Source organism: Pantoea septica (assembly GCF_002095575.1).
Classification (GTDB): Bacteria; Pseudomonadota; Gammaproteobacteria; order Enterobacterales; family Enterobacteriaceae; genus Pantoea; species Pantoea septica.
In genome coordinates, this window is record NZ_MLJJ01000012.1 from 90,082 (window position 1) to 109,509 (window position 19,428).

Below are 19,428 nucleotides of genomic sequence, written 5' to 3' on the forward strand. Positions count from 1 at the left end.
TACAGTTAAAAGTAAGCCGTGAGTCTTAGTACGAGCAGAGTGACCATAAGAAGTGTGTACCCCGATAACAATACATCAGGTTGGCATAAGGGTTGCTGTACTCAAAAGAGAATATCTTCCGGGAGCTGCATGAGCCTTTAATTACGCTCCTTTACCTGTGCTAAAAACGAAAGGACGGGCATCGCTATGAATATATTCGATCACTATCGTCAGCGTTATGAAGCTGCCAAGGACGAAGAGTTCACACTGCAGGAATTTCTTGCCATCTGTAAGCAGGATCGCAGTGCATACGCCAACGCCGCAGAGCGACTGTTAATGGCTATAGGTGAGCCAGTAATGGTCGACACTGCTCAGGAGCCACGCCTTTCCAGAATATTCTCCAACCGTGTGATTGGCCGTTATCCGGCCTTTGAAGAGTTCTATGGCATGGAAGAGGCCATAGAGCAGATCGTTTCCTATCTGAAACATGCCGCGCAGGGTCTGGAGGAGAGAAAACAGATCCTGTACCTGCTTGGGCCCGTCGGCGGCGGTAAATCGTCGCTGGCAGAGCGTCTGAAAGCGCTGATGCAGCGCGTGCCTATCTATGTGTTAAGCGCAGACGGCGAACGCAGCCCGGTCAACGATCATCCGCTCTGCCTGTTCAATCCGCAGGAAGACGCCAATATCCTTGAAAAAGAGTACAACGTGCCGCGTCGCTACCTCGGCACCATAATGTCCCCCTGGGCGGCGAAACGCCTGCATGAATTCGGCGGCGATATCACTCGCTTCAAAGTGGTGAAAGTCTGGCCGTCGATTCTTGAACAGCTGGCGATCGCCAAAACCGAGCCTGGCGACGAGAACAACCAGGACATTTCCGCGCTGGTGGGTAAAGTCGATATCCGCAAGCTGGAGAATCACGCGCAAAACGATCCCGACGCCTACGGTTATTCCGGCGCGCTGTGTCGCGCTAACCAGGGGATTATGGAATTCGTTGAGATGTTCAAGGCGCCGATTAAGGTGCTGCACCCCCTGCTGACCGCGACGCAGGAAGGGAACTACAACGGTACGGAGGGGATCTCCGCGCTGCCGTTTAACGGCATTATCCTGGCGCACTCCAACGAATCGGAATGGGTGACCTTCCGCAACAACAAAAACAACGAGGCGTTTCTTGACCGCGTCTACATCGTCAAGGTGCCTTACTGCCTGCGCGTTTCCGAAGAGATCAAAATCTACGAGAAACTGCTTAACCACAGCGAACTGGCGACCGCGCCCTGCGCGCCCGGCACGCTGGAAACCCTGGCCCGGTTCTCTATCCTGTCGCGCCTGAAAGAGCCGGAAAACTCCAGCATCTATTCGAAAATGCGCGTCTATGACGGCGAAAGCCTGAAGGATACCGACCCGAAAGCGAAATCCTGGCAGGAGTATCACGACTACTCCGGCGTTGACGAGGGCATGAACGGCCTCTCTACCCGCTTCGCGTTTAAAATCCTGTCGCGGGTGTTTAACTTCGATCACAACGAAGTGGCGGCGAACCCGGTGCACCTTTTCTACGTGCTGGAGCAGCAGATTGAGCGCGAGCAGTTCCCGCAGGATCAGGCAGAGAAGTATCTGGAGCACCTGAAAGGCTATCTGATCCCCAAATACGCCGAGTTTATCGGCAAGGAGATTCAGACCGCCTATCTGGAGTCCTACTCTGAATATGGCCAAAACATCTTTGACCGCTACGTGACCTATGCCGATTTCTGGATTCAGGATCAGGAGTACCGCGATCCCGATACCGGACAGCTGTTTGACCGCGAGTCGCTGAATGCGGAACTGGAAAAGATTGAGAAACCGGCCGGGATCAGCAACCCGAAAGATTTCCGCAACGAGATTGTGAACTTCGTGCTGCGCGCCCGCGCGCAGAATAACGGCCGCAATCCCAACTGGACCAGTTACGAGAAGCTGCGCACCGTGATCGAGAAAAAAATGTTCTCGAACACCGAGGAGCTGCTGCCGGTTATCTCGTTCAATACCAAAACCTCCACGGATGAACAGAAGAAACATGACGATTTCGTCGAGCGCATGATGGAGAAAGGCTATACCCGCAAGCAGGTGCGTCTGCTGTGCGAATGGTATCTGCGCGTGCGTAAATCGTCCTGATCACAACGCGTAAGCACGTTGATGCGCTGGCATTAATACCCATAAGGTCGGGCCGCTGCCCGACCTGCTTACAACGTTTGGGGGAGTTTTATGGCCTACTTCATCGATCGGCGACTCAACGGCAAGAATAAAAGCGCAGTCAACAGACAGCGCTTTTTGCGCCGTTATAAGTCGCAAATCAAACAGTCTATCTCGGAGGCCATCAATAAGCGTTCGGTAACCGACGTTGAAAGTGGCGAGTCCGTTTCCATTCCCGTTGACGATATTAACGAACCTATTTTCCATCAGGGACGCGGCGGCAGCCGCCATCGCGTTCATCCCGGCAACGACCACTTCGTGCAGAACGACCGTATCGAGCGGCCTCAGGGCGGCGGCGGCGGCGGAGGCAGCAGTCAGGGCAACGCCAGTCAGGATGGCGAAGGTCAGGATGAGTTCGTTTTCCAGATCTCCAAAGACGAGTATCTCGACCTGCTGTTCGAAGATCTGGCGCTGCCGAATCTGCGTAAGAACCAGCATCGTCAGCTGAATGAATATAAAACCCATCGCGCCGGTTTTACCTCTAACGGCGTGCCCGCCAACATTAGCGTGGTGCGGTCGCTGCAAAATTCGCTGGCGAGACGCACCGCGATGACCGCAGGTAAGCGCCGCATGATGCATGAGCTGGAAGAGGCGCTGACCGCGATTGAGAAAGCGGAGCCGGCGCAGCTGCTGGAAGAGGAGCGCCTGCGCAAAGAGATCGCTGAACTGCGCGCGCGCATCGAGCGCGTGCCCTTTATCGACACCTTTGACCTGCGCTATAAGAACTTTGAAAAACGGCCTGAGCCCTCCAGCCAGGCGGTGATGTTCTGCCTGATGGATGTCTCCGGCTCAATGGACCAGGCGACAAAGGATATGGCGAAGCGTTTCTATATTCTGCTCTACCTGTTCCTGAGCCGGACCTATAAAAACGTAGATGTGGTCTATATTCGCCACCATACGCAGGCGAAAGAGGTCGATGAGCAGGAGTTCTTCTATTCGCAGGAAACGGGCGGCACCATCGTCTCCAGCGCCCTGAAGCTAATGGATGAGGTGGTCAAGGAGCGCTACGATCCCTCGCAGTGGAACATCTATGCTGCCCAGGCGTCGGATGGCGATAACTGGGCGGACGATTCGCCGCTCTGCCACGAGATCCTGGCGAAGAACATTCTGCCGGTGGTGCGCTACTACAGCTACATCGAGATAACCCGACGTGCGCACCAGACGCTATGGCGCGAATATGAACATCTGCAGGCGATGTTCGATAATTTCGCTATCCAGCATATCCGCGAGCCGGAAGATATTTACCCGGTGTTTCGCGAGCTGTTTCACAAACAGGCAGCGGAAGCCTGATGCTCTGAGCCGGTCGCTGACCGGCTTTTTTATTTAATCCCGCGAATACCTGCTAAAATACCCGCCATTAATCCTCTTGACGAACAAGGCCTTTTTTTTGCACATTAAGCCTTAGCTCAAACAGAAAAATCAATTCGTATAATTAGAGATTACGTGCTGACAACTCACTGATTACGCATCTTCTTTTTCAGATGCACGGCCATTACCCGCGCCAGCCTTCTTATCATTGTCGTAACCGCAGGAGAGCACATTGAACCACAATATTGTCTACAGCCTTTTTATCATCGGTTCTGTGCTGGTTGCGTCAAGCATCTTACTCAGTTCTTTCTCTTCTCGGCTCGGTATCCCTATCCTGGTGATATTTCTGGCTTTAGGCATGCTGACCGGCGTCGACGGCATTGGCGGCATCGCCTTTGACAACTACCCCGCCGCCTATCTGATCTCCAACCTGGCGCTGGCGGTGATTCTGCTCGACGGCGGCATGCGCACCAAAGCCAGCTCTTTTTAAGGTGGCGCTGGGGCCGGCACTCTCGCTGGCGACGGTCGGGGTAATGATTACCGCCGGGCTGACCGGCCTGGCGGCCGCCTGGCTGTTCCGGCTCGATTTGATGCAGGGCTTTCTTATCGGCGCCATTATCGGCTCCACCGATGCTGCGGCGGTGTTCTCGCTGCTGGGTGACAAAGGCCTGAACGAGCGCGTCAGCTCTACGCTCGAGATTGAGTCGGGCAGCAACGATCCTATGGCGGTGTTTTTAACCATCACCCTGATTGAGATGATCCAGAAAGGCGAAACCGGGCTCGACTGGATGTTCCTGGTGCATCTGGTGCAGCAGTTCGGTCTGGGCATCGTGCTGGGGCTGGGCGGCGGCTGGGCGCTGCAGCAGCTCATCAACCGCATCAGCCTGGCCACCGGCCTCTACCCGCTGCTGGCGCTGAGCGGCGGCATACTGGTGTTCGCGTTGACTACGATGCTGGAGGGCAGCGGCATTCTCGCGGTCTATCTCTGCGGCTTTCTGCTCGGCAACAGGCCGATCCGCAACCGTCACGGCATTCTGCAGACCTTTGACGGCATGGCCTGGCTCAGTCAGATCGGCATGTTTATCGTGCTTGGCCTGCTGGTAACCCCCTCCGATCTGTGGCATATCGCGGTGCCGGCGATGATCCTGTCGCTGTGGCTGATTCTGGTGGCACGTCCGCTGTCGATTCTGGTGGGACTGCTGCCTTTCCGCGGCTTTACCGGCCGCGAGCGCATCTTTATCAGCTGGGTCGGCCTGCGCGGCGCGGTACCGATTATTCTTGCGGTCTTTCCGATGATGGCGGGACTGGAAAATGCTTCGCTCTACTTTAATATCGCCTTCTTCGTGGTGCTGGTGTCGCTAATGCTGCAGGGCACGTCGCTCGGCTTTGCGGCAAAGAAAGCGCGCGTCGTGGTGCCGCCCACGGCGTCGCCTATCAGCCGCGTCGGTCTGGATATCCATCCGGAAAATCCCTGGGAGCAGTTCGTCTATCAGATCAGCGCCGACAAATGGTGCGTCGGAGCGGCGCTGCGCGATCTGCAAATGCCGCGCGAAACCCGCATCGCCGCGCTGTTCCGCGATAACGTGTTGATGCACCCGAACGCGAATACCCGACTAAAGGAAGGCGACGTGATCTGCGTTATCGGCCGCGAACGCGATCTGCCCGCGCTGGGCAAAATGTTCAGCCAGTCGCCGCCCGTCTCGCTGGATCAGCGCTTTTTCGGCGACTTCATTCTCGACGCCGATGCGCGTCTGCGCGACGTGGCCCAGATTTACGGGCTGGAGCTGGGCGAAGAGACCAACGACCTGCAGTCGCTTGGCCAGCTGGTAATGAGCATGCTTGGCGGTACGCCAGTGGTGGGCGATCACGTTGAGTGGAATCACATTACCTGGACGGTGGCGGAAAAAGAAGATAACCGCATCGTTAAAATTGGGGTGCGCGTCGCTGAAGAACGAGAATAATCTGAGGCGCTGCGGCTCGATATTCCAGCGGAAACGGCTATGCTCATTATTTGGTCCAGCAAACGGGAGAGAGTTATGGGACACGTCGTTAAAATTGGTCGTTATGAGATTATTGATGCCGAGCTCGACAGCGATAATCTGCAGACCGTCAGTATTCCCTGTCAAACCAATCCCGCCCTGAGTTATCAACTCGACGGTTGGGACCACGACACGAGCGTGCCGGCCTGGATTGATGGCGAACCGGTGGATTTACAAATTGGGCATTACGATAAACAGCAAGACCACTGGGTATTAAAAAAACCTGCCTGATCGCACAATTCGCCGCCAGCGATTGCGCCTGGCGGTAATTCCGAAAAAGTTGTCTGAAATATTTGGCTGTTTCCCGCCCTTTCATCACTTTAACTACTGAATTCAATAAGTTATATATTTAAAACTTTAGGCAAAAAAAGTTTTTTAGGATTTGTTCCGTATTAACTCTGTCAAATATCTCCTGCATACTCTTAACCGCTGCTGCAGATTTCCGTGACAAAAATCACGTAATTGTTTTACCTCTTCACTGCAGCCTGTATGGCTCTAACGACTGTAATGAACCGAGAACAATTGTTTTGGTTTTTCGGTTGTCCACTCCTGAGCGCGTACTTGATTCTGGTCAGGCCATCTTTTACTTAAGAAAAAAGAGAGCAGGTGTTATGGCAAGTACACTGGTAATGAATGATGCGAGCCGCTCATGGAGCGGGACGCGAAAAAATATCATCGCAAAGCTGGCGTTAAGCTTTTCCGATCTGGTTGCCCTTAATCTGGCGCTGTTTTTATCCGCCGCCACTATTCAGGGAATCTGGGGCGACCTGGATGGGTTTATTCCGCCTCATCAAATTGAGTACCGTTTTATTGCGCAGTTTGCGCTTTCCGTTTTGTGCACCGCTTATTTCTGGATGCGCATGCGTCACTACACCTACCGCAAACCCTTTTGGTTTGAACTTAAAGAAGTGGTGAAAACGCTGTTTGTGTTTTCGCTACTGGATCTGGCGCTGATCGCCTTTTCCAAGTGGGACTTTTCGCGCATGGTCTGGCTGTTTAGCTGGAGCTACGCCCTGCTGCTGCTGCCGCTGATGCGCGCCGCCGTCAAACGCGCCATTAACCGCGCCGGGCAGTGGCAAAAAGAGACCATTATTATCGGGTCGGGCAAAAATGCCATGGAAGCCTATGCTGCGCTGCAGAGTGAAGAGATACTCGGCTATAACGTGCAGGCGTTTATCAGCACTGACGACGAAAATAATCCGCCGTCTGTTAACGGCGTGCCCGTTATCAAACAGCAGGACATTAACTGGCAGACCATTGACCGCGACAACGTGCAGTTTATCGTCGCCACCGAATTTGAACAGCAGGTGGTGCGCGATACCTGGCTGAAATTCCTGTCGAAAATGAACTGCCGCTCGATCTCCGTGATCCCGACGCTGCGCGGCGTGCCGCTCTACGGCACCGATATGTCGTTTATCTTCAGCCACGAAGTGATGATCCTGCGCGTCAGCAACAGCCTCGCCAAGCGCTCCTCGCGCTTCCTGAAGCGCGGCTTCGATATCGTGGTCGCCTCGCTGCTGCTGCTGTTCCTTGCGCCGGTTTTCGGTCTGCTCTGCTATATGGTGAAACGCGACGGCGGCAACGCCATCTACGGTCACGAGCGTATTGGCCAGAACGGCGAGAAGTTTAAATGCCTGAAGTTTCGCTCAATGGTGACCAACTCGAAAGAGGTGCTGGAGCAGCTGCTGGCCACCAGCGCAGAGGCGCGCGCCGAATGGGACAAGGACTTTAAGCTGAAAAAGGATCCGCGCATCACCAGCATTGGCGGCTTCCTGCGCAAAACCAGTCTTGATGAGCTGCCGCAGCTGTGGAACGTTATCCGCGGCGAGATGAGCCTGGTGGGGCCGCGTCCGGTTATCGAGGCGGAGCTGGAGCGCTATGCGGGTGACGTCGACTACTATCTGATGGCGAAACCGGGCATGACCGGCCTGTGGCAGGTCAGCGGCCGCAACGATATCGACTACGATACGCGCGTCTACTTCGACTCCTGGTATGTGAAGAACTGGGCGCTATGGACTGATATAGCCATTCTGTTTAAAACCGCCGGCGTGGTGCTGCGCCGCGACGGCGCCTACTAAGGGCGTTCAGGATGCCCGCTTTACGGCGGGCATCCTATTTTCCGCTTTTCTTTTCGCCCTCAACTCATTACCCTTCCCGCTTGTTTTAACAAGACCTTCACCCTCTGGTTTTTATGCAAAAATTTACCCTGATGCTGTTAAGCCTGGTGCTGCTGGCGCCGCTGGGCATCGATCTCTATCTGCCCACCCTGCCTGAAATCGCCGTCGGCCTGAATACGCCGGTCAGCCTGATCCAGACCACCATTCCCGTTTTCTTGCTGGTAATGGGCTTAGGACAGCTGGTGACCGGCCCGCTGGTGGATAACTACGGCCGCAAGCCGATCGCGCTGCTGGGCCTGGCGCTTTACGTGGCGGGCAGCGCGGTGGCGGCGACCGCCACCAGCTGGCCGATGTTTTTGTCGGCGCGCCTGATTCAGGGCTGCGCGGTCTGCTGTAGCGCCGTCGTCGCCTTTAGCGGCGTGCGCGATCGCCTGAGCGGCGACGACGCGGCGCGCGCCTACGGCTTTCTGAACGGCGCGCTGAATATCGTGCCCGCGCTGGCGCCTTTACTGGGCGGCCTGCTCGCCAGCGCCTTCGACTGGCGCGCGCCCTTCTGGTTCCTGTGCGCCTACGGCCTGCTCATCGCGGTTATCGTCCTCGTCGGGCTGCCGGAGACGCGCCCCGCCAATACGCTGCGCGTAAAGGGTGTGCCGCTGGCGCAGTATGGCGCTATCCTGCGTCAGCCGCGCTTTCTCGCCTTCGCCTTCGCCAATGCGGGCGCGCTCGGCATGGTGCTGACCTATGTTTCGCTGGCGCCGCACGTGCTGATGACCGAAGGCGGCCTGACGCCGCTGCAGTTTTCGTTCGCCTTTGGCGCCAACGGTTTCTGGATCATGCTGGTGAGCGCCTTCGTCAATAAAGCGATCCGCAAAGCGGGCCGCCCGTTCTGTCTGGCGATGGGCTTCATTACCATGCTGGCAGGCGCGCTGCTGCTGTTCGCCGGCATGCATCTGCTGCCGCAGGGCGCGCAGAGCCACTGGGCGCTCTATATGCTGCCGGTCGCCGTGTCGGTCGCGGGCCTGGCCTTTACCGTCGGCCCCGCCACCAGCTATGCGCTGGAGCCCTACCAGCAGCAGGCTGGCGTAGCGGCGGCGCTGCAGGGATTTATTCAGATGGCGGGCGGCGCGGCGGGCAGCCTGCTGATTGTCATGCTGCCCGTGGCAGAAAAGAGCGCGCTGGCGCTGATGATGCTGGCGGGCGCAGCGCTGGCGTTCATCGCCTGGCGCTGCAGTAAGAAGATACGGGGCTCGCTGACCGCGCTTAAATAACCCTGACCGGCACGCGCGGCGCCAGCGCGCACATCAGCTCATAGCCAACCGTGCCGGCCGCTTTCGCCACCTGATCGATTTTCACCTGCTCGCCCCACAGCTCGACCGTTGAACCGATGCCCGCCTGCGGACAGGACGTCAGGTCGACGGTAATCATATCCATCGAGACCGCCCCAACCACCTGGGTCATTACGCCGTCAACGCACACCGGCGTGCCGGTGGGCGCGTGGCGCGGATAGCCGTCGGCATAGCCGCACGCCACCACGCCGATACGCTGCTCCTGCTGCGCATGGTAGCGATAGCCGTAGCCAACGCCGTCGCCGCGGCTCAGCTGCTGGATGCCGATGATTTCGCTGTTAAGCGTCATCACCGGCTTCAGGCCGGTGCTGGCGATATCCTGCCAGTCGCCGCTGGGCGACGCGCCGTAAAGAATGATGCCGGGGCGCACCCAGTCGTAATGCGCTTCAGGATGCCAGAGCGTGCAGGCGGAGTTGGAGAGCGAACGGGGAATCGCGAGCCCTTCGGCGGCGCGTTCAATGCGCTGCAGCGGCGCGATCAGCCCTTCTGGGTTTTCCGCATCGGCAAAGTGCGCCATCAGCGTAATATCGCCGACGTTTTCCAGCGCGCGCAGCTTTTGATATGCGCCGTGCGCCTGCTCAGGCCGGAAGCCGAGACGGTTCATGCCGCTGTTGACCTTGAGGTAGATATCCACCGGCGCCGAGAGCCGCGCTTCCGCCAGCGCTTTGATCTGCCAGTTGCTGTGCACGCTGGTGGTCAGGCGATAGCGATCGATCAGCTGCAGATCCTCGGCATGGAAAAAGCCCTCCAGCAGCAGGATCGGTTTACGCCAGCCGCTGTCGCGCAGCAGGATCGCCTCTTCCATATTCAGCAGGGCGAAGCCGTCGGTCTGCGCCAGGCTCTCCCAGACGCGAGCCAGGCCGTGCCCGTAGGCATTGGCTTTGACCACCGACCAGACGCGCGCACCGGGCGCCGCCTGGCGCGCTATGGCCAGGTTATGCCGCAGCGCCTGCTGATCGATCGTGGCGAAAACTGGACGTGACATACTCCCTCTCCCTGACTGTTAACGCGTGGCGTTCGCGTTGCGTAATGGTGACGATGACGGGGTAAAACCCGGCAAATAGCGGAATACCGACAGATCGTCGGCGGCGATCGCCGGGGTTTTGCCGCTGATAAGGTCGGCCAGCAGCTGACCGGAGCCGCAGGCCATCGTCCAGCCGAGCGTGCCGTGTCCGGTATTCAGATAGAGATTGCTGAGCGGCGTCGGTCCGACAATCGGCGTTCCGTCTGGCGTCATAGGGCGCAGACCGCTCCAGAAGCTGGCCTGCTCAATATGACCGCCTTCAGGATAAAGATCCCGCACCACCATCTCCAGCGTTTCCCGCCGCGCAGGCAAGAGTTTGTTGTTAAAACCAACGATTTCCGCCATGCCGCCCACGCGGATACGGTTGTCGAAGCGGGTAACCGCCACTTTGTAGGTTTCGTCGAGAATGGTAGAGACCGGTGCAGCCTGCGGATTTTTCACCGGAATGGTCAGGGAGTATCCCTTCAGCGGATAGACCGGGATATCGAGGATATGCTTCAGCAGCGCGGTAGAGTAGGAGCCGAAAGCCACCACGTAGCTGTCGCCTTTGATCACCTCGTCGCCGCACTTCACGCCGTAAATGCGGTTACCTTCGCGCAGCAGCTGATCGACCGGCGTATTAAAGCGAAACACCACGCCCGCCTCCTGCGCCATTTTCGCCAGCTTTTGCGTAAAGAGCTGGCAGTCGCCGGTTTCATCGTTAGGCAGGCGCAGCCCGCCGGTCAGCTTATGCTGCGTGGTCGCCAGCGCCGGCTCGACGCGCGACAGCTCGTGCGCGTGCAGCAGTTCGTAAGGCACGCCCGCCTCACGCAGCACCTCAATATCTTTGCTGGCGCTGTCAAACTGCTGCTGAGTGCGGAACAGCTGCAGCGTGCCCCCCTGCCGGCCTTCATAGGCGATGCCGGTCGCTTCGCGCAGCGCCTTCAGGCAGTCGCGGCTGTATTCGGCGATGCGCACCATGCGGCTTTTATTCTGCTGATAGTGCTGCATGTCGCAGTTGCGCAGCATGTTCCACATCCACTCCAGCTGGAAGCTGCTGCCGTCCAGGCGGATAGCCAGCGGCGCATGACGCTGGAACATCCATTTAACCGCCTTTAGCGGCACGCCCGGCGCGGCCCAGGGCGCCGCGTAACCGGGCGAGATCTGCCCCGCGTTGCCTGCGCTGGTCTCCAGCGCAGCGTCGGGCTGGCGATCCAGCACCGTCACCTGATGGCCCGCGCGCGCCAGATACCAGGCGCTCGCCACGCCAACCACACCACTACCGAGAATCACTACGTGCATATCGCCCCCACCGGCAAATTCAAAAGCATAATTCACTAGACTGCAGGGCAATACCAGCGCATTCACACCTGCCGGTAACAGCCCTTACCTCATTAACTTATTTCACATGTTTTTCACTTTTTCGAACACTAAAATCGTTGGTCAGAGACAAAATCAGTAACTTATGCGCCTTTTTACCGCTTCTTAGCAGTTAATAATAGCGTATGCGGCAATATCCACTTATTTCAGGAGAATAAGCCAACGCCATACAATCTTCTTATAAACAGCATTTTATCCCAACTTTTCGCCATTTAGGCTGACAAGCGTTCATCAAATGCTTTTGCGCTCTTTTTCAGATGATTTTGTGCCGAATAATTCAGTTGAGTTCCGCGATCAGATAGGTGACAGTGGGCTATCATTGAAGTGTTCGCCTGTTTTTGGGGTTCTCTTTCTTAGGGATGAGCCTTGAAATTACCGAAACCGGCTGCTCGCAGCGGGCAGGCCTGTTTGCAAAACAGAGGTGCGCTATGACGACAATCTTTGACGATCCGATTAAGGACAGCAAACGACTCAGCGATGGACCGGACTGGACATTTGATTTGCTCGATGTCTACCTTGCGGAAATAGACCGCGTAGCCAAACTCTACCGACTCGACACCTATCCCCATCAGATTGAAGTGATTACCTCCGAGCAGATGATGGACGCCTACTCCAGCGTCGGTATGCCGATCAACTACGCTCACTGGTCGTTCGGCAAAAAGTTCATCGAAACCGAGCAGCGTTATAAGCATGGGCAGCAAGGACTGGCGTATGAGATTGTGATCAACTCCAATCCCTGTATCGCCTATCTGATGGAAGAGAACACCATGACCATGCAGGCGCTGGTGATGGCGCACGCCTGCTACGGCCACAACTCGTTTTTCAAAAATAACTACCTGTTCCGCAGCTGGACCGACGCCAGCTCTATCGTCGACTATCTGTTGTTTGCGAAGAAATATATCTCCGACTGCGAAGAGCGCTACGGCGTCGAAGAGGTCGAACGGCTGCTCGACTCCTGCCACGCGCTGATGAACTACGGCGTCGATCGCTATAAGCGTCCGCAGAAAATCTCCTTACAGGAAGAGAAAGCGCGGCAGAAGAGCCGCGAAGAGTACCTGCAAAGCCAGGTGAATACCCTGTGGCGCACCCTGCCGCGCCGCGAGAAAGAGGCGGTGCAGGTCGAGGCGGCGCGCTATCCCTCTGAGCCGCAGGAGAACCTGCTCTACTTTATGGAGAAGAATGCGCCGCTGCTGGAGCCGTGGCAGCGCGAGATCCTGCGCATCGTGCGCAAGGTGAGCCAGTATTTCTATCCGCAGAAGCAGACGCAGGTGATGAATGAGGGCTGGGCGACCTTCTGGCACTACACCATCCTTAATCATCTTTATGATGAGGGGAAAGTCTCGGAACGCTTTATGATCGAGTTCCTTCACAGTCATACCAACGTGGTGTTCCAGCCCCCTTACAACAGCCCCTGGTACAACGGCATTAATCCTTACGCGCTCGGCTTCGCGATGTTCCAGGATATTAAGCGCATCTGTCAGTCGCCGACGGAGGAGGATCGTTACTGGTTCCCGGATATCGCCGGTTCCGACTGGCTGGAGACCCTGCACTTCGCCATGCGCGAATTCAAGGACGAAAGCTTTATCAGCCAGTTCCTGTCGCCCAAGGTAATGCGCGATTTCCGCCTGTTTACCGTGCTGGACGACGACCGCAACAACTATCTCGAGATCGCCGCCATCCATGATGAAGCGGGCTACCGCGCCATTCGCCAGCAGCTTTCCGCGCAGTACAACCTGAGCAATCTGGAACCCAATATTCAGGTCTACAACGTCGACCTGCGCGGCGACCGCTCGCTGACGCTGCGCTACGTGCCGCAAAGCCGCACGCCGCTCGACAAGAGCCGTCGCGAGGTGATGAAGCACGTTCATCGCCTGTGGGGGTTCGATGTGATCCTCGAGCAGCAGAACGAAGACGGCAGCGTCGAGCTGCTGGACCGCTGTCCGACGCGCGGCAGCGCGCTCTGAGAGACAGGTAAAAAGAAAAAACCGGACGCCGTCCGGTTTTTTTTCAGGCCGCACATCTGTTCAGGAAGCGGGCAGCATGAACAGAAGAGCAAAGCGTCCCGCGGCAGGGATGCCGCGGGCCGAGCGCGCAGGGATGCCTTGAGCGTCTTTGCGATCTGTTCATGCTACCCGCGACCGCACCTGACTCACAGGCATAAAAAAACCGGACGCAGTCCGGTTTTCCGCTTTTAGCGTTTGCTGCCGAGATCTTCCGGCATGCTTTTCTGCATGCTGTGCCAGATCTCGCCGCTGCGACGGCCATACTCGCGCACCGCATCGACAATCTGATCCTGCGACGGCTCTTTAACGCACAGCGCCTCAAGTCGCGAATAGAAATTACGCGCCAGCTCGCGGGCCTCTGGATTAGAGAAATAGTAGCGTCCCACGCGGGTATAAAGCCCTTTCAGACCGTTAAGAATCAAACCGTAAATCGGGTTGCCGGAAGCGAAGGCCAGACCGCGGAACACGCGGTAGTCGAGCTCGGTATAGGCATCGGCCTGATCCTCAATGCCGGCGACGCTCTCCAGCACCGCGCGCGCCTTGTCGGGATGGTGACGCAGCGCGCGGCTGATAAAGATCGAGGCGATATTGGTGCGCACCGACAGCAGGTTATCGATCAGCACCGGCACGCTATCGTGATCCAGACGCGCCAGCGTCTCCAGAATATTCAGACCAGAGGTTTCCCAGAAGTCGTTTACGCGGGTCGGTTTACCGTGCTGAATCGTCAGCCATCCGTCGCGCGCCAGACGCTGCAACACTTCACGCAGCGTGGTGCGGGTTACGCCGATAAGTTCAGAAAGCTCACGTTCAGCGGGAAGGATGGACCCAGGAGGAAAGCGGCTGTTCCAGATGCTTTCAATAATATACTCTTCAGCAAATCCCGCAGGGCTCTGCGCCTTAATGACCATAGCGATATGTTCTCGTTGCTTTCTTTGTCGAAATGGCACTCATCATACCAGACGTCCTGGGCGTGTATAGACTGAGCAGGGATTAAAAGCGCGGGCTGGCGCAAAAATCAGCGGCCGCGCGCAATCCGGCAAGGGAAGATTGCGCCTCGCTGATTCGCTGATTACCCTTTGCCCATCTTTTTTCATACAGGACTTTTCGCCATGGAGATCACCTGGGGTCAGGCGCTGCATCGCAACTTTCTCGGTCAGTCGCCTGACTGGTACAAAAAGCTGCTGCTGGCGTTTCTGGTCGTCAATCCGCTGCTGTTCTTTTTCGTCAGCCCGTTTCTTGCCGGCTGGCTGCTGATTGCCGAATTTATCTTTACGCTCGGCATGGCGCTGAAATGCCACCCGCTGCTGCCCGGCGGCCTGCTGACGCTGGAAGCGATCGCCATCGGCATGGCCAGCGCCGAACAGGTCAAGCATCAGCTGGCGGATAACCTTGAAGTGCTTCTGCTGCTGATCTTTATGGTCGCCGGCATCTTTTTCATGAAGCAACTGCTGCTGTTCGTCTTTACGCGGCTGCTGCTGTCGCTGCGGTCAAAGGTGCTGCTCAGCCTCACCTTTTGCCTGGCGGCCGCGTTTCTCTCCGCCTTTCTTGATGCGCTGACCGTGGTCGCCGTCGTCATCAGCGTCGCCGTAGGTTTCTATCAGATCTACCATCGCGTCTCTTCCGACCCCGACTACGGCGCGACGGATCCCGATCAGCGCGCCACGCTAGAGCAGTTTCGCGCCTTTCTGCGCAGCCTGATGATGCAGGCTGGCGTCGGTACCGCGCTGGGCGGCGTGATGACCATGGTGGGCGAGCCGCAGAACCTGATTATCGCTCATGCCGCCGGATGGGATTTCGCCAGCTTTTTCCTGCGTATGGCGCCGGTTACGGTGCCGGTGCTGCTGTGCGGCATTCTCACCAGCCTGCTGGTCGAGCGCTTTCGCCTGTTCGGCTACGGCGCCACGCTGCCGGACGCGGTTCGCGTCATTCTGCTGCAGAGCGATCGCGAGGAGAAGGCGCAGCGCACGCGCCAGGATCGGCTGAAACTGTGGATTCAGGCGGCTATCGGCCTTTGGCTTATCGTCGCGCTGGCGCTGCATCTGGCGGAGGTCGGCCTGATTGGCCTGTCGGTGATCGTGCTCGCCACCGCGCTGTGCGGCGTCACGGACGAGCACACCATCGGCCAGGCCTTTACCGAAGCGCTGCCCTTCACCGCGCTACTGACGGTGTTTTTCGCCGTGGTGGCGGTGATTGTCGAGCAGCAGCTCTTCAGCCCGCTCATCGCTTTTGTACTGCAGGCTGAGCCGCATGCCCAGCTAAGCTGGTATTACATCTTTAACGGCCTGCTCTCATCGATATCTGACAACGTTTTTGTTGGCTCGGTGTTTATCAACGAGGCGAAACAGGCCTTTGCCCACGGCGCGATCGATCTGCAGCAATATGAACTGCTGGCTGTGGCGACCAATACCGGCACTAATCTGCCGTCGGTGGCGACGCCCAATGGTCAGGCGGCGTTTCTGTTCCTGCTGACGTCCGCGCTGGCGCCGCTTATCCGTCTCTCGTATGGACGTATGGTGTGGATGGCGCTGCCCTTCACTATCGTGATGTCGCTGGTGGGCTTTGTCTCTCTTCACTGGCTGCTGGAGCCGGTCACCGACATTTTGCAGCAGTGGGGATGGATAGCGACGCCGCTGATGTAAATGCCCGGACTGGATCAGGTAAAGCCCAAATTGACCAGGATTTTCGCCAGCGCATGGCTGGCACCGGCGCGCTTTTGGTTTACACTGCGTGGCACTACCGTTTACAGGGAAAGCAAGATGTTGCGATATCTGAATCAATGTTCGCGCGGTCGCGCCGCCTGGCTGCTGCTGGCGTTAACAGCGCTGGCGCTGGAGCTGACGGCGTTATGGTTCCAGCATGTGATGGGCCTGAAGCCATGCGTCATGTGCATTTATGAACGCTGCGCGCTGTTTGGCGTCATGGGCGCGGGCATCGTCGGCGCCATCGCGCCTAAATCACCGCTGCGCTGGGCCGGGCTGGCTATCTGGATCTACAGCGCCTGGGAGGGACTACGCCTCTCGTATGAACATACGATGATCCAGCTTCATCCCAATCCTTTTACCACCTGCGACTTCGCCGCGCGCTTTCCGACCTGGCTGCCGCTGGACAAGTGGCTGCCGTCGGTGTTCGTCGCCAGCGGTGACTGTGCCGAGCGCAGCTGGGCCTTCCTGACGCTGAGCATGCCGCAGTGGATGATTGTGGTGTTCGCCGCCTACCTGATTGTGGCCATCGCGGTACTGATTGCGCAGCCGCTGAAACCGAAAGGCCGGGATATTTTCTCCCGCTAATATCTGACAAGGCGGGTGACATGGAACAAAGCGCAGAGCGTCCCGCGCCATGGATGACGCTTTTCGCGTCTTTGCAAACGGGCCTGGTCACCCGCATCCGCGCTCTCACTGCCAGCTTTTTAACGCCTATCCGTTGCGGTCGGGACGATCGATAATATGATCTTCCCAGTCGCGCACTTCGCTTTCCCGCACTGCGATATAGCGCACTGAAATACGCTGCGCGTGCATCGCCGACTTTGATCCGCTCACCAGCGGATGCCACGCCGGCAATCCTTTTCCCTCGCCCAACAGGCGATAGGCGCAGGTGCGCGGCAGCCAGTTAAACTGCGTCAGGTTCTCGCGCGTCAGCTTAATGCAGTCCTCTTCATATTCGAAGCGGCGCTCATAGTTGCGGCACTGACATGTTTTGATATTGAGCTGATTGCAGGCGACGTTGGTAAAGTAAATCTCATCGGTATCGGCGTCCTGCAGCTTATTCAGGCAGCACTGGCCGCAACCATCGCATAAGGATTCCCACTCGTCGTCGTTCATTTGATCGAGGCGTTTTGTCTGCCAGAAAGGAAGTTCACTCATGATGGCTGCGTCCGGGTTAATCACAAAACCGCACCTTATATCGGGTCAGGCGCGGCGTTGCAAGCTTTACAGCACGCGCGTACTGATGCCGTGGCCGGCCAGCGACACTTCCAGCGTATCGCCCGAGCGCAGCGGGCCTACCCCTTCCGGCGTGCCGGTCAGCACCACATCGCCCGCGCGCAGGGTGAAATACTGGCTCATATGGGCAATAAGCGGCAGAATTTTATGGATCATATCGGACGTTCTGCCGAGCTGACGCACCTCGCCGTTCACCACCAGCTTAAGCTCGGTATCCTGCGGATCTCCCGGAAACTCCGCTGAGGGAATGAAGCCGGAGAGCGGACAGGAATTATCAAAGCCCTTCGATTTTTCCCACGGCTGGCCTGCCTTTTTGAATCCCGCCTGCAGATCGCGCAGCGTCAAATCCAGCGCCACGCCGTAACCGGCAATCGCTTTGGCCACGTGCTCTTCGCCCGCCTGCTTAAGCGTGGCGCCGATCAACACGGCCAGTTCGACCTCGTGATGCACGTCACCAAAGGCGGAGGGAAGAGAGAGCGGCTGACGCAGATCGCAGATAGCGGTTTCCGGTTTGATAAACACCACCGGCTCAGCTGGCGTAGCGCTGCCCATTTCCTTAATGTGTTTCGCATAGTTGCTGCCAACGCAGACCACTTTGTTAACCGGAAAATCCAACAAGGCGCCCTGCCAGTTACGATGCTGATACATGCTAATCCCCTGCTCTGGTTAATGTGTTGCCAGCCACGCCGGCACGTTGATGTTTGCGGTTCAGCGGATCTTTAGCCCGCCGTGACGGCCATGATAAGATGCTTTAGCAAAGATTAGTGTGCGTAAATTGTCAAAAAAGCATGAATATATGCTGCCGGGGCGGTGGATTTATCGCCAGCAAGCGGGCAATAAAGAATAATGAACAGTAAAAGGCGCGGTAATCGCGCCTTTATTTTGCTGGAAATCGTTATATATAATTATGCTGAAGAATCAGGAAGCACTGATTATATTTACAGATGAATCTGAATTAATCTTTTTTTGCCGACTCAAGATGAACTTTTAGCAAACTTTCAACCGGCGGCGGGATTTGTAAATAATAGCCCTGATCGATAAGCGCCTGTTTAACTTTATTGATGTCGGCGTTGGCCAGACGATCGCGCCCGTCCAGGTTTAGCACCATCGCCAGCTGCGGCTTGCCGAAGCCTCGCAGCAGCTCTTCGGGCACGCGGGAGAAATCGTCCTTTTTTTCAACATAAAGATAAGTCTGGTCACGGGTCGGGCTTCGGTAGATCACACAAAACATATTTTTTACTCGAATAAACCTGGATGGTGGCTTGCCTGGAAATAACAGTAACTATAACATGCTTGCAGAACTTCGAATATTCACCGGATGGACTGAAATGATGATTTTATCGACGTTTGTTCGCCGGGCGAGAAAACAGGACTGAGTGGGACAGATGTCACAAACGCCAATCGAATTCAAAGGTAGCAGTTTTACCCTGTCTGTTGTTCATCTGCACCATCCCGAACCTGAAGTGATTCGCAAGGCGCTTCAGGACAAAATCGATCAGGCGCCGGATTTCTTAAAAAACGCGCCGGTAGTACTTAACGTGGCGGCCCTTAACGGCAACGTCAACTGGAAACAGCTGCAGCAGGCGATCGCCGCGACCGGACTGCGCATCGTTGGCGTCAGCGGCTGTAAAGACGAGGCGCTGAAACGCATGATCGCCCGCGCCGGCCTGCCGGTACTGGCGGAAGGCAAAGAGAGCGTGCGGCGCAACGAAACGCCAGCGCCAGCGGCGCAACCTGCCGCCCCCGCAGAACCGGTGGCGAGCAAAACGCGCATCATCACCACGCCGGTGCGTTCCGGACAGCAGATTTACGCGCGTAACGCCGATCTGATCGTTACCAACAGCGTGAGCGCCGGCGCCGAACTGGTCGCCGACGGCAACATTCATATTTACGGCATGATGCGAGGACGCGCGCTAGCGGGCGCCGGCGGCGATCGCAACAGCCAGATTTTCTGCACCAACCTGGCAGCAGAGTTGGTCTCCATCGCCGGCGAGTACTGGATCATGGATCAAATCCCGGCGGAATTTTTTGGTAAAGCCGCGCGCCTTAGCCTCGAAGCGGGCGCGCTGACTATCCAGACACTTAATTAGGCCCC

15 protein-coding genes and 1 pseudogene are annotated in these 19,428 nt (G+C 57.1%); 10 read left to right on the plus strand and 6 right to left on the minus strand.

Going from position 1 to position 19,428, the window contains the following annotated elements; all coding sequences use genetic code 11:
• Positions 1 to 186: 186 nt before the first annotated feature.
• The 6 genes and pseudogenes from yeaG (at position 187) to HA46_RS08860 (ending at position 8,931) form a co-directional block, all read left to right on the plus strand.
• Positions 187 to 2,121, plus strand: coding sequence for a protein kinase YeaG (gene yeaG / locus HA46_RS08835; RefSeq protein WP_033746670.1), 1,935 nt, complete (start codon positions 187 to 189; stop codon positions 2,119 to 2,121).
• A gap of 90 nt (positions 2,122 to 2,211) precedes the next feature.
• On the plus strand, positions 2,212 to 3,489 hold the full coding sequence (locus tag HA46_RS08840; protein ID WP_084883721.1) for a YeaH/YhbH family protein: 1,278 nt from the start codon (positions 2,212 to 2,214) through the stop codon (positions 3,487 to 3,489).
• Between the two features lie 250 nt (positions 3,490 to 3,739).
• Positions 3,740 to 5,468, plus strand: a pseudogene (locus HA46_RS08845) (potassium/proton antiporter).
• A gap of 75 nt (positions 5,469 to 5,543) precedes the next feature.
• Positions 5,544 to 5,777 carry a DUF1480 family protein gene (locus tag HA46_RS08850; protein WP_033791402.1) on the plus strand — a complete coding sequence of 78 codons (234 nt, stop codon included), beginning with the start codon at positions 5,544 to 5,546 and terminating at the stop codon, positions 5,775 to 5,777.
• A 380-nt stretch (positions 5,778 to 6,157) separates the two neighbouring features.
• Positions 6,158 to 7,624, plus strand: coding sequence for an undecaprenyl-phosphate galactose phosphotransferase WbaP (gene wbaP / locus HA46_RS08855; RefSeq protein ID WP_033746661.1), 1,467 nt, complete (start codon positions 6,158 to 6,160; stop codon positions 7,622 to 7,624).
• A 113-nt stretch (positions 7,625 to 7,737) separates the two neighbouring features.
• Complete coding sequence (locus HA46_RS08860; RefSeq protein ID WP_033791205.1) at positions 7,738 to 8,931, plus strand: multidrug effflux MFS transporter; 1,194 nt, start codon at positions 7,738 to 7,740, stop codon at positions 8,929 to 8,931.
• On the opposite strand, the gene dadX is transcribed toward HA46_RS08860, so the two are convergent.
• Positions 8,924 to 9,994 (minus strand): catabolic alanine racemase DadX, encoded by a 1,071-nt coding sequence (gene dadX / locus HA46_RS08865; protein WP_084883724.1) that lies wholly within the window; start codon positions 9,992 to 9,994, stop codon positions 8,924 to 8,926. The two genes, HA46_RS08860 and dadX, sit on opposite strands and share 8 nt — an antisense overlap.
• Positions 9,995 to 10,012: 18 nt before the next feature.
• Positions 10,013 to 11,314, minus strand: coding sequence for a D-amino acid dehydrogenase (locus HA46_RS08870; protein ID WP_084883727.1), 1,302 nt, complete (start codon positions 11,312 to 11,314; stop codon positions 10,013 to 10,015).
• Between the two features lie 506 nt (positions 11,315 to 11,820).
• Between HA46_RS08870 and HA46_RS08875 the strand changes: the two genes are divergently transcribed.
• A complete protein-coding gene (locus HA46_RS08875; RefSeq protein WP_033791210.1) occupies positions 11,821 to 13,356 on the plus strand; it encodes a SpoVR family protein in 1,536 nt (511 codons plus the stop codon).
• Positions 13,357 to 13,583: 227 nt separating this feature from the next.
• Here the strand turns inward: HA46_RS08875 and fadR are convergent, their stop codons facing one another.
• Positions 13,584 to 14,303: a fatty acid metabolism transcriptional regulator FadR gene (fadR, locus tag HA46_RS08880; protein ID WP_033746644.1), complete on the minus strand. Its 720-nt coding sequence runs from the start codon at positions 14,301 to 14,303 to the stop codon at positions 13,584 to 13,586.
• Positions 14,304 to 14,504: 201 nt separating this feature from the next.
• On the opposite strand from fadR, the gene nhaB reads away from it, so the two are divergent.
• Together nhaB and dsbB are read left to right on the plus strand one after the other, a co-directional pair.
• Positions 14,505 to 16,034: a sodium/proton antiporter NhaB gene (gene nhaB / locus HA46_RS08885; protein WP_084883729.1), complete on the plus strand. Its 1,530-nt coding sequence runs from the start codon at positions 14,505 to 14,507 to the stop codon at positions 16,032 to 16,034.
• Positions 16,035 to 16,151: 117 nt separating this feature from the next.
• The gene (dsbB, locus tag HA46_RS08890; protein WP_033791403.1) at positions 16,152 to 16,682 is read left to right on the plus strand and encodes a disulfide bond formation protein DsbB; all 531 of its coding nucleotides are present in this window, start codon (positions 16,152 to 16,154) and stop codon (positions 16,680 to 16,682) included.
• 126 nt (positions 16,683 to 16,808) lie between these two features.
• On the opposite strand, the gene HA46_RS08895 is transcribed toward dsbB, so the two are convergent.
• From HA46_RS08895 to HA46_RS08905, 3 genes are all read right to left on the minus strand, one after another.
• The gene (locus HA46_RS08895; protein ID WP_033747936.1) at positions 16,809 to 17,255 is read right to left on the minus strand and encodes a YcgN family cysteine cluster protein; all 447 of its coding nucleotides are present in this window, start codon (positions 17,253 to 17,255) and stop codon (positions 16,809 to 16,811) included.
• 66 nt (positions 17,256 to 17,321) lie between these two features.
• Entirely contained in the window at positions 17,322 to 17,981 is a 660-nt protein-coding gene (locus HA46_RS08900; RefSeq protein WP_033791216.1) for a fumarylacetoacetate hydrolase family protein, read from the minus strand.
• A gap of 307 nt (positions 17,982 to 18,288) precedes the next feature.
• On the minus strand, positions 18,289 to 18,564 hold the full coding sequence (locus tag HA46_RS08905; RefSeq protein ID WP_033791218.1) for a YcgL domain-containing protein: 276 nt from the start codon (positions 18,562 to 18,564) through the stop codon (positions 18,289 to 18,291).
• A gap of 154 nt (positions 18,565 to 18,718) precedes the next feature.
• Between HA46_RS08905 and minC the strand changes: the two genes are divergently transcribed.
• The gene (gene minC, locus HA46_RS08910; RefSeq protein ID WP_033791219.1) at positions 18,719 to 19,423 is read left to right on the plus strand and encodes a septum site-determining protein MinC; all 705 of its coding nucleotides are present in this window, start codon (positions 18,719 to 18,721) and stop codon (positions 19,421 to 19,423) included.
• The last annotated feature ends 5 nt before the right edge of the window (positions 19,424 to 19,428 follow it).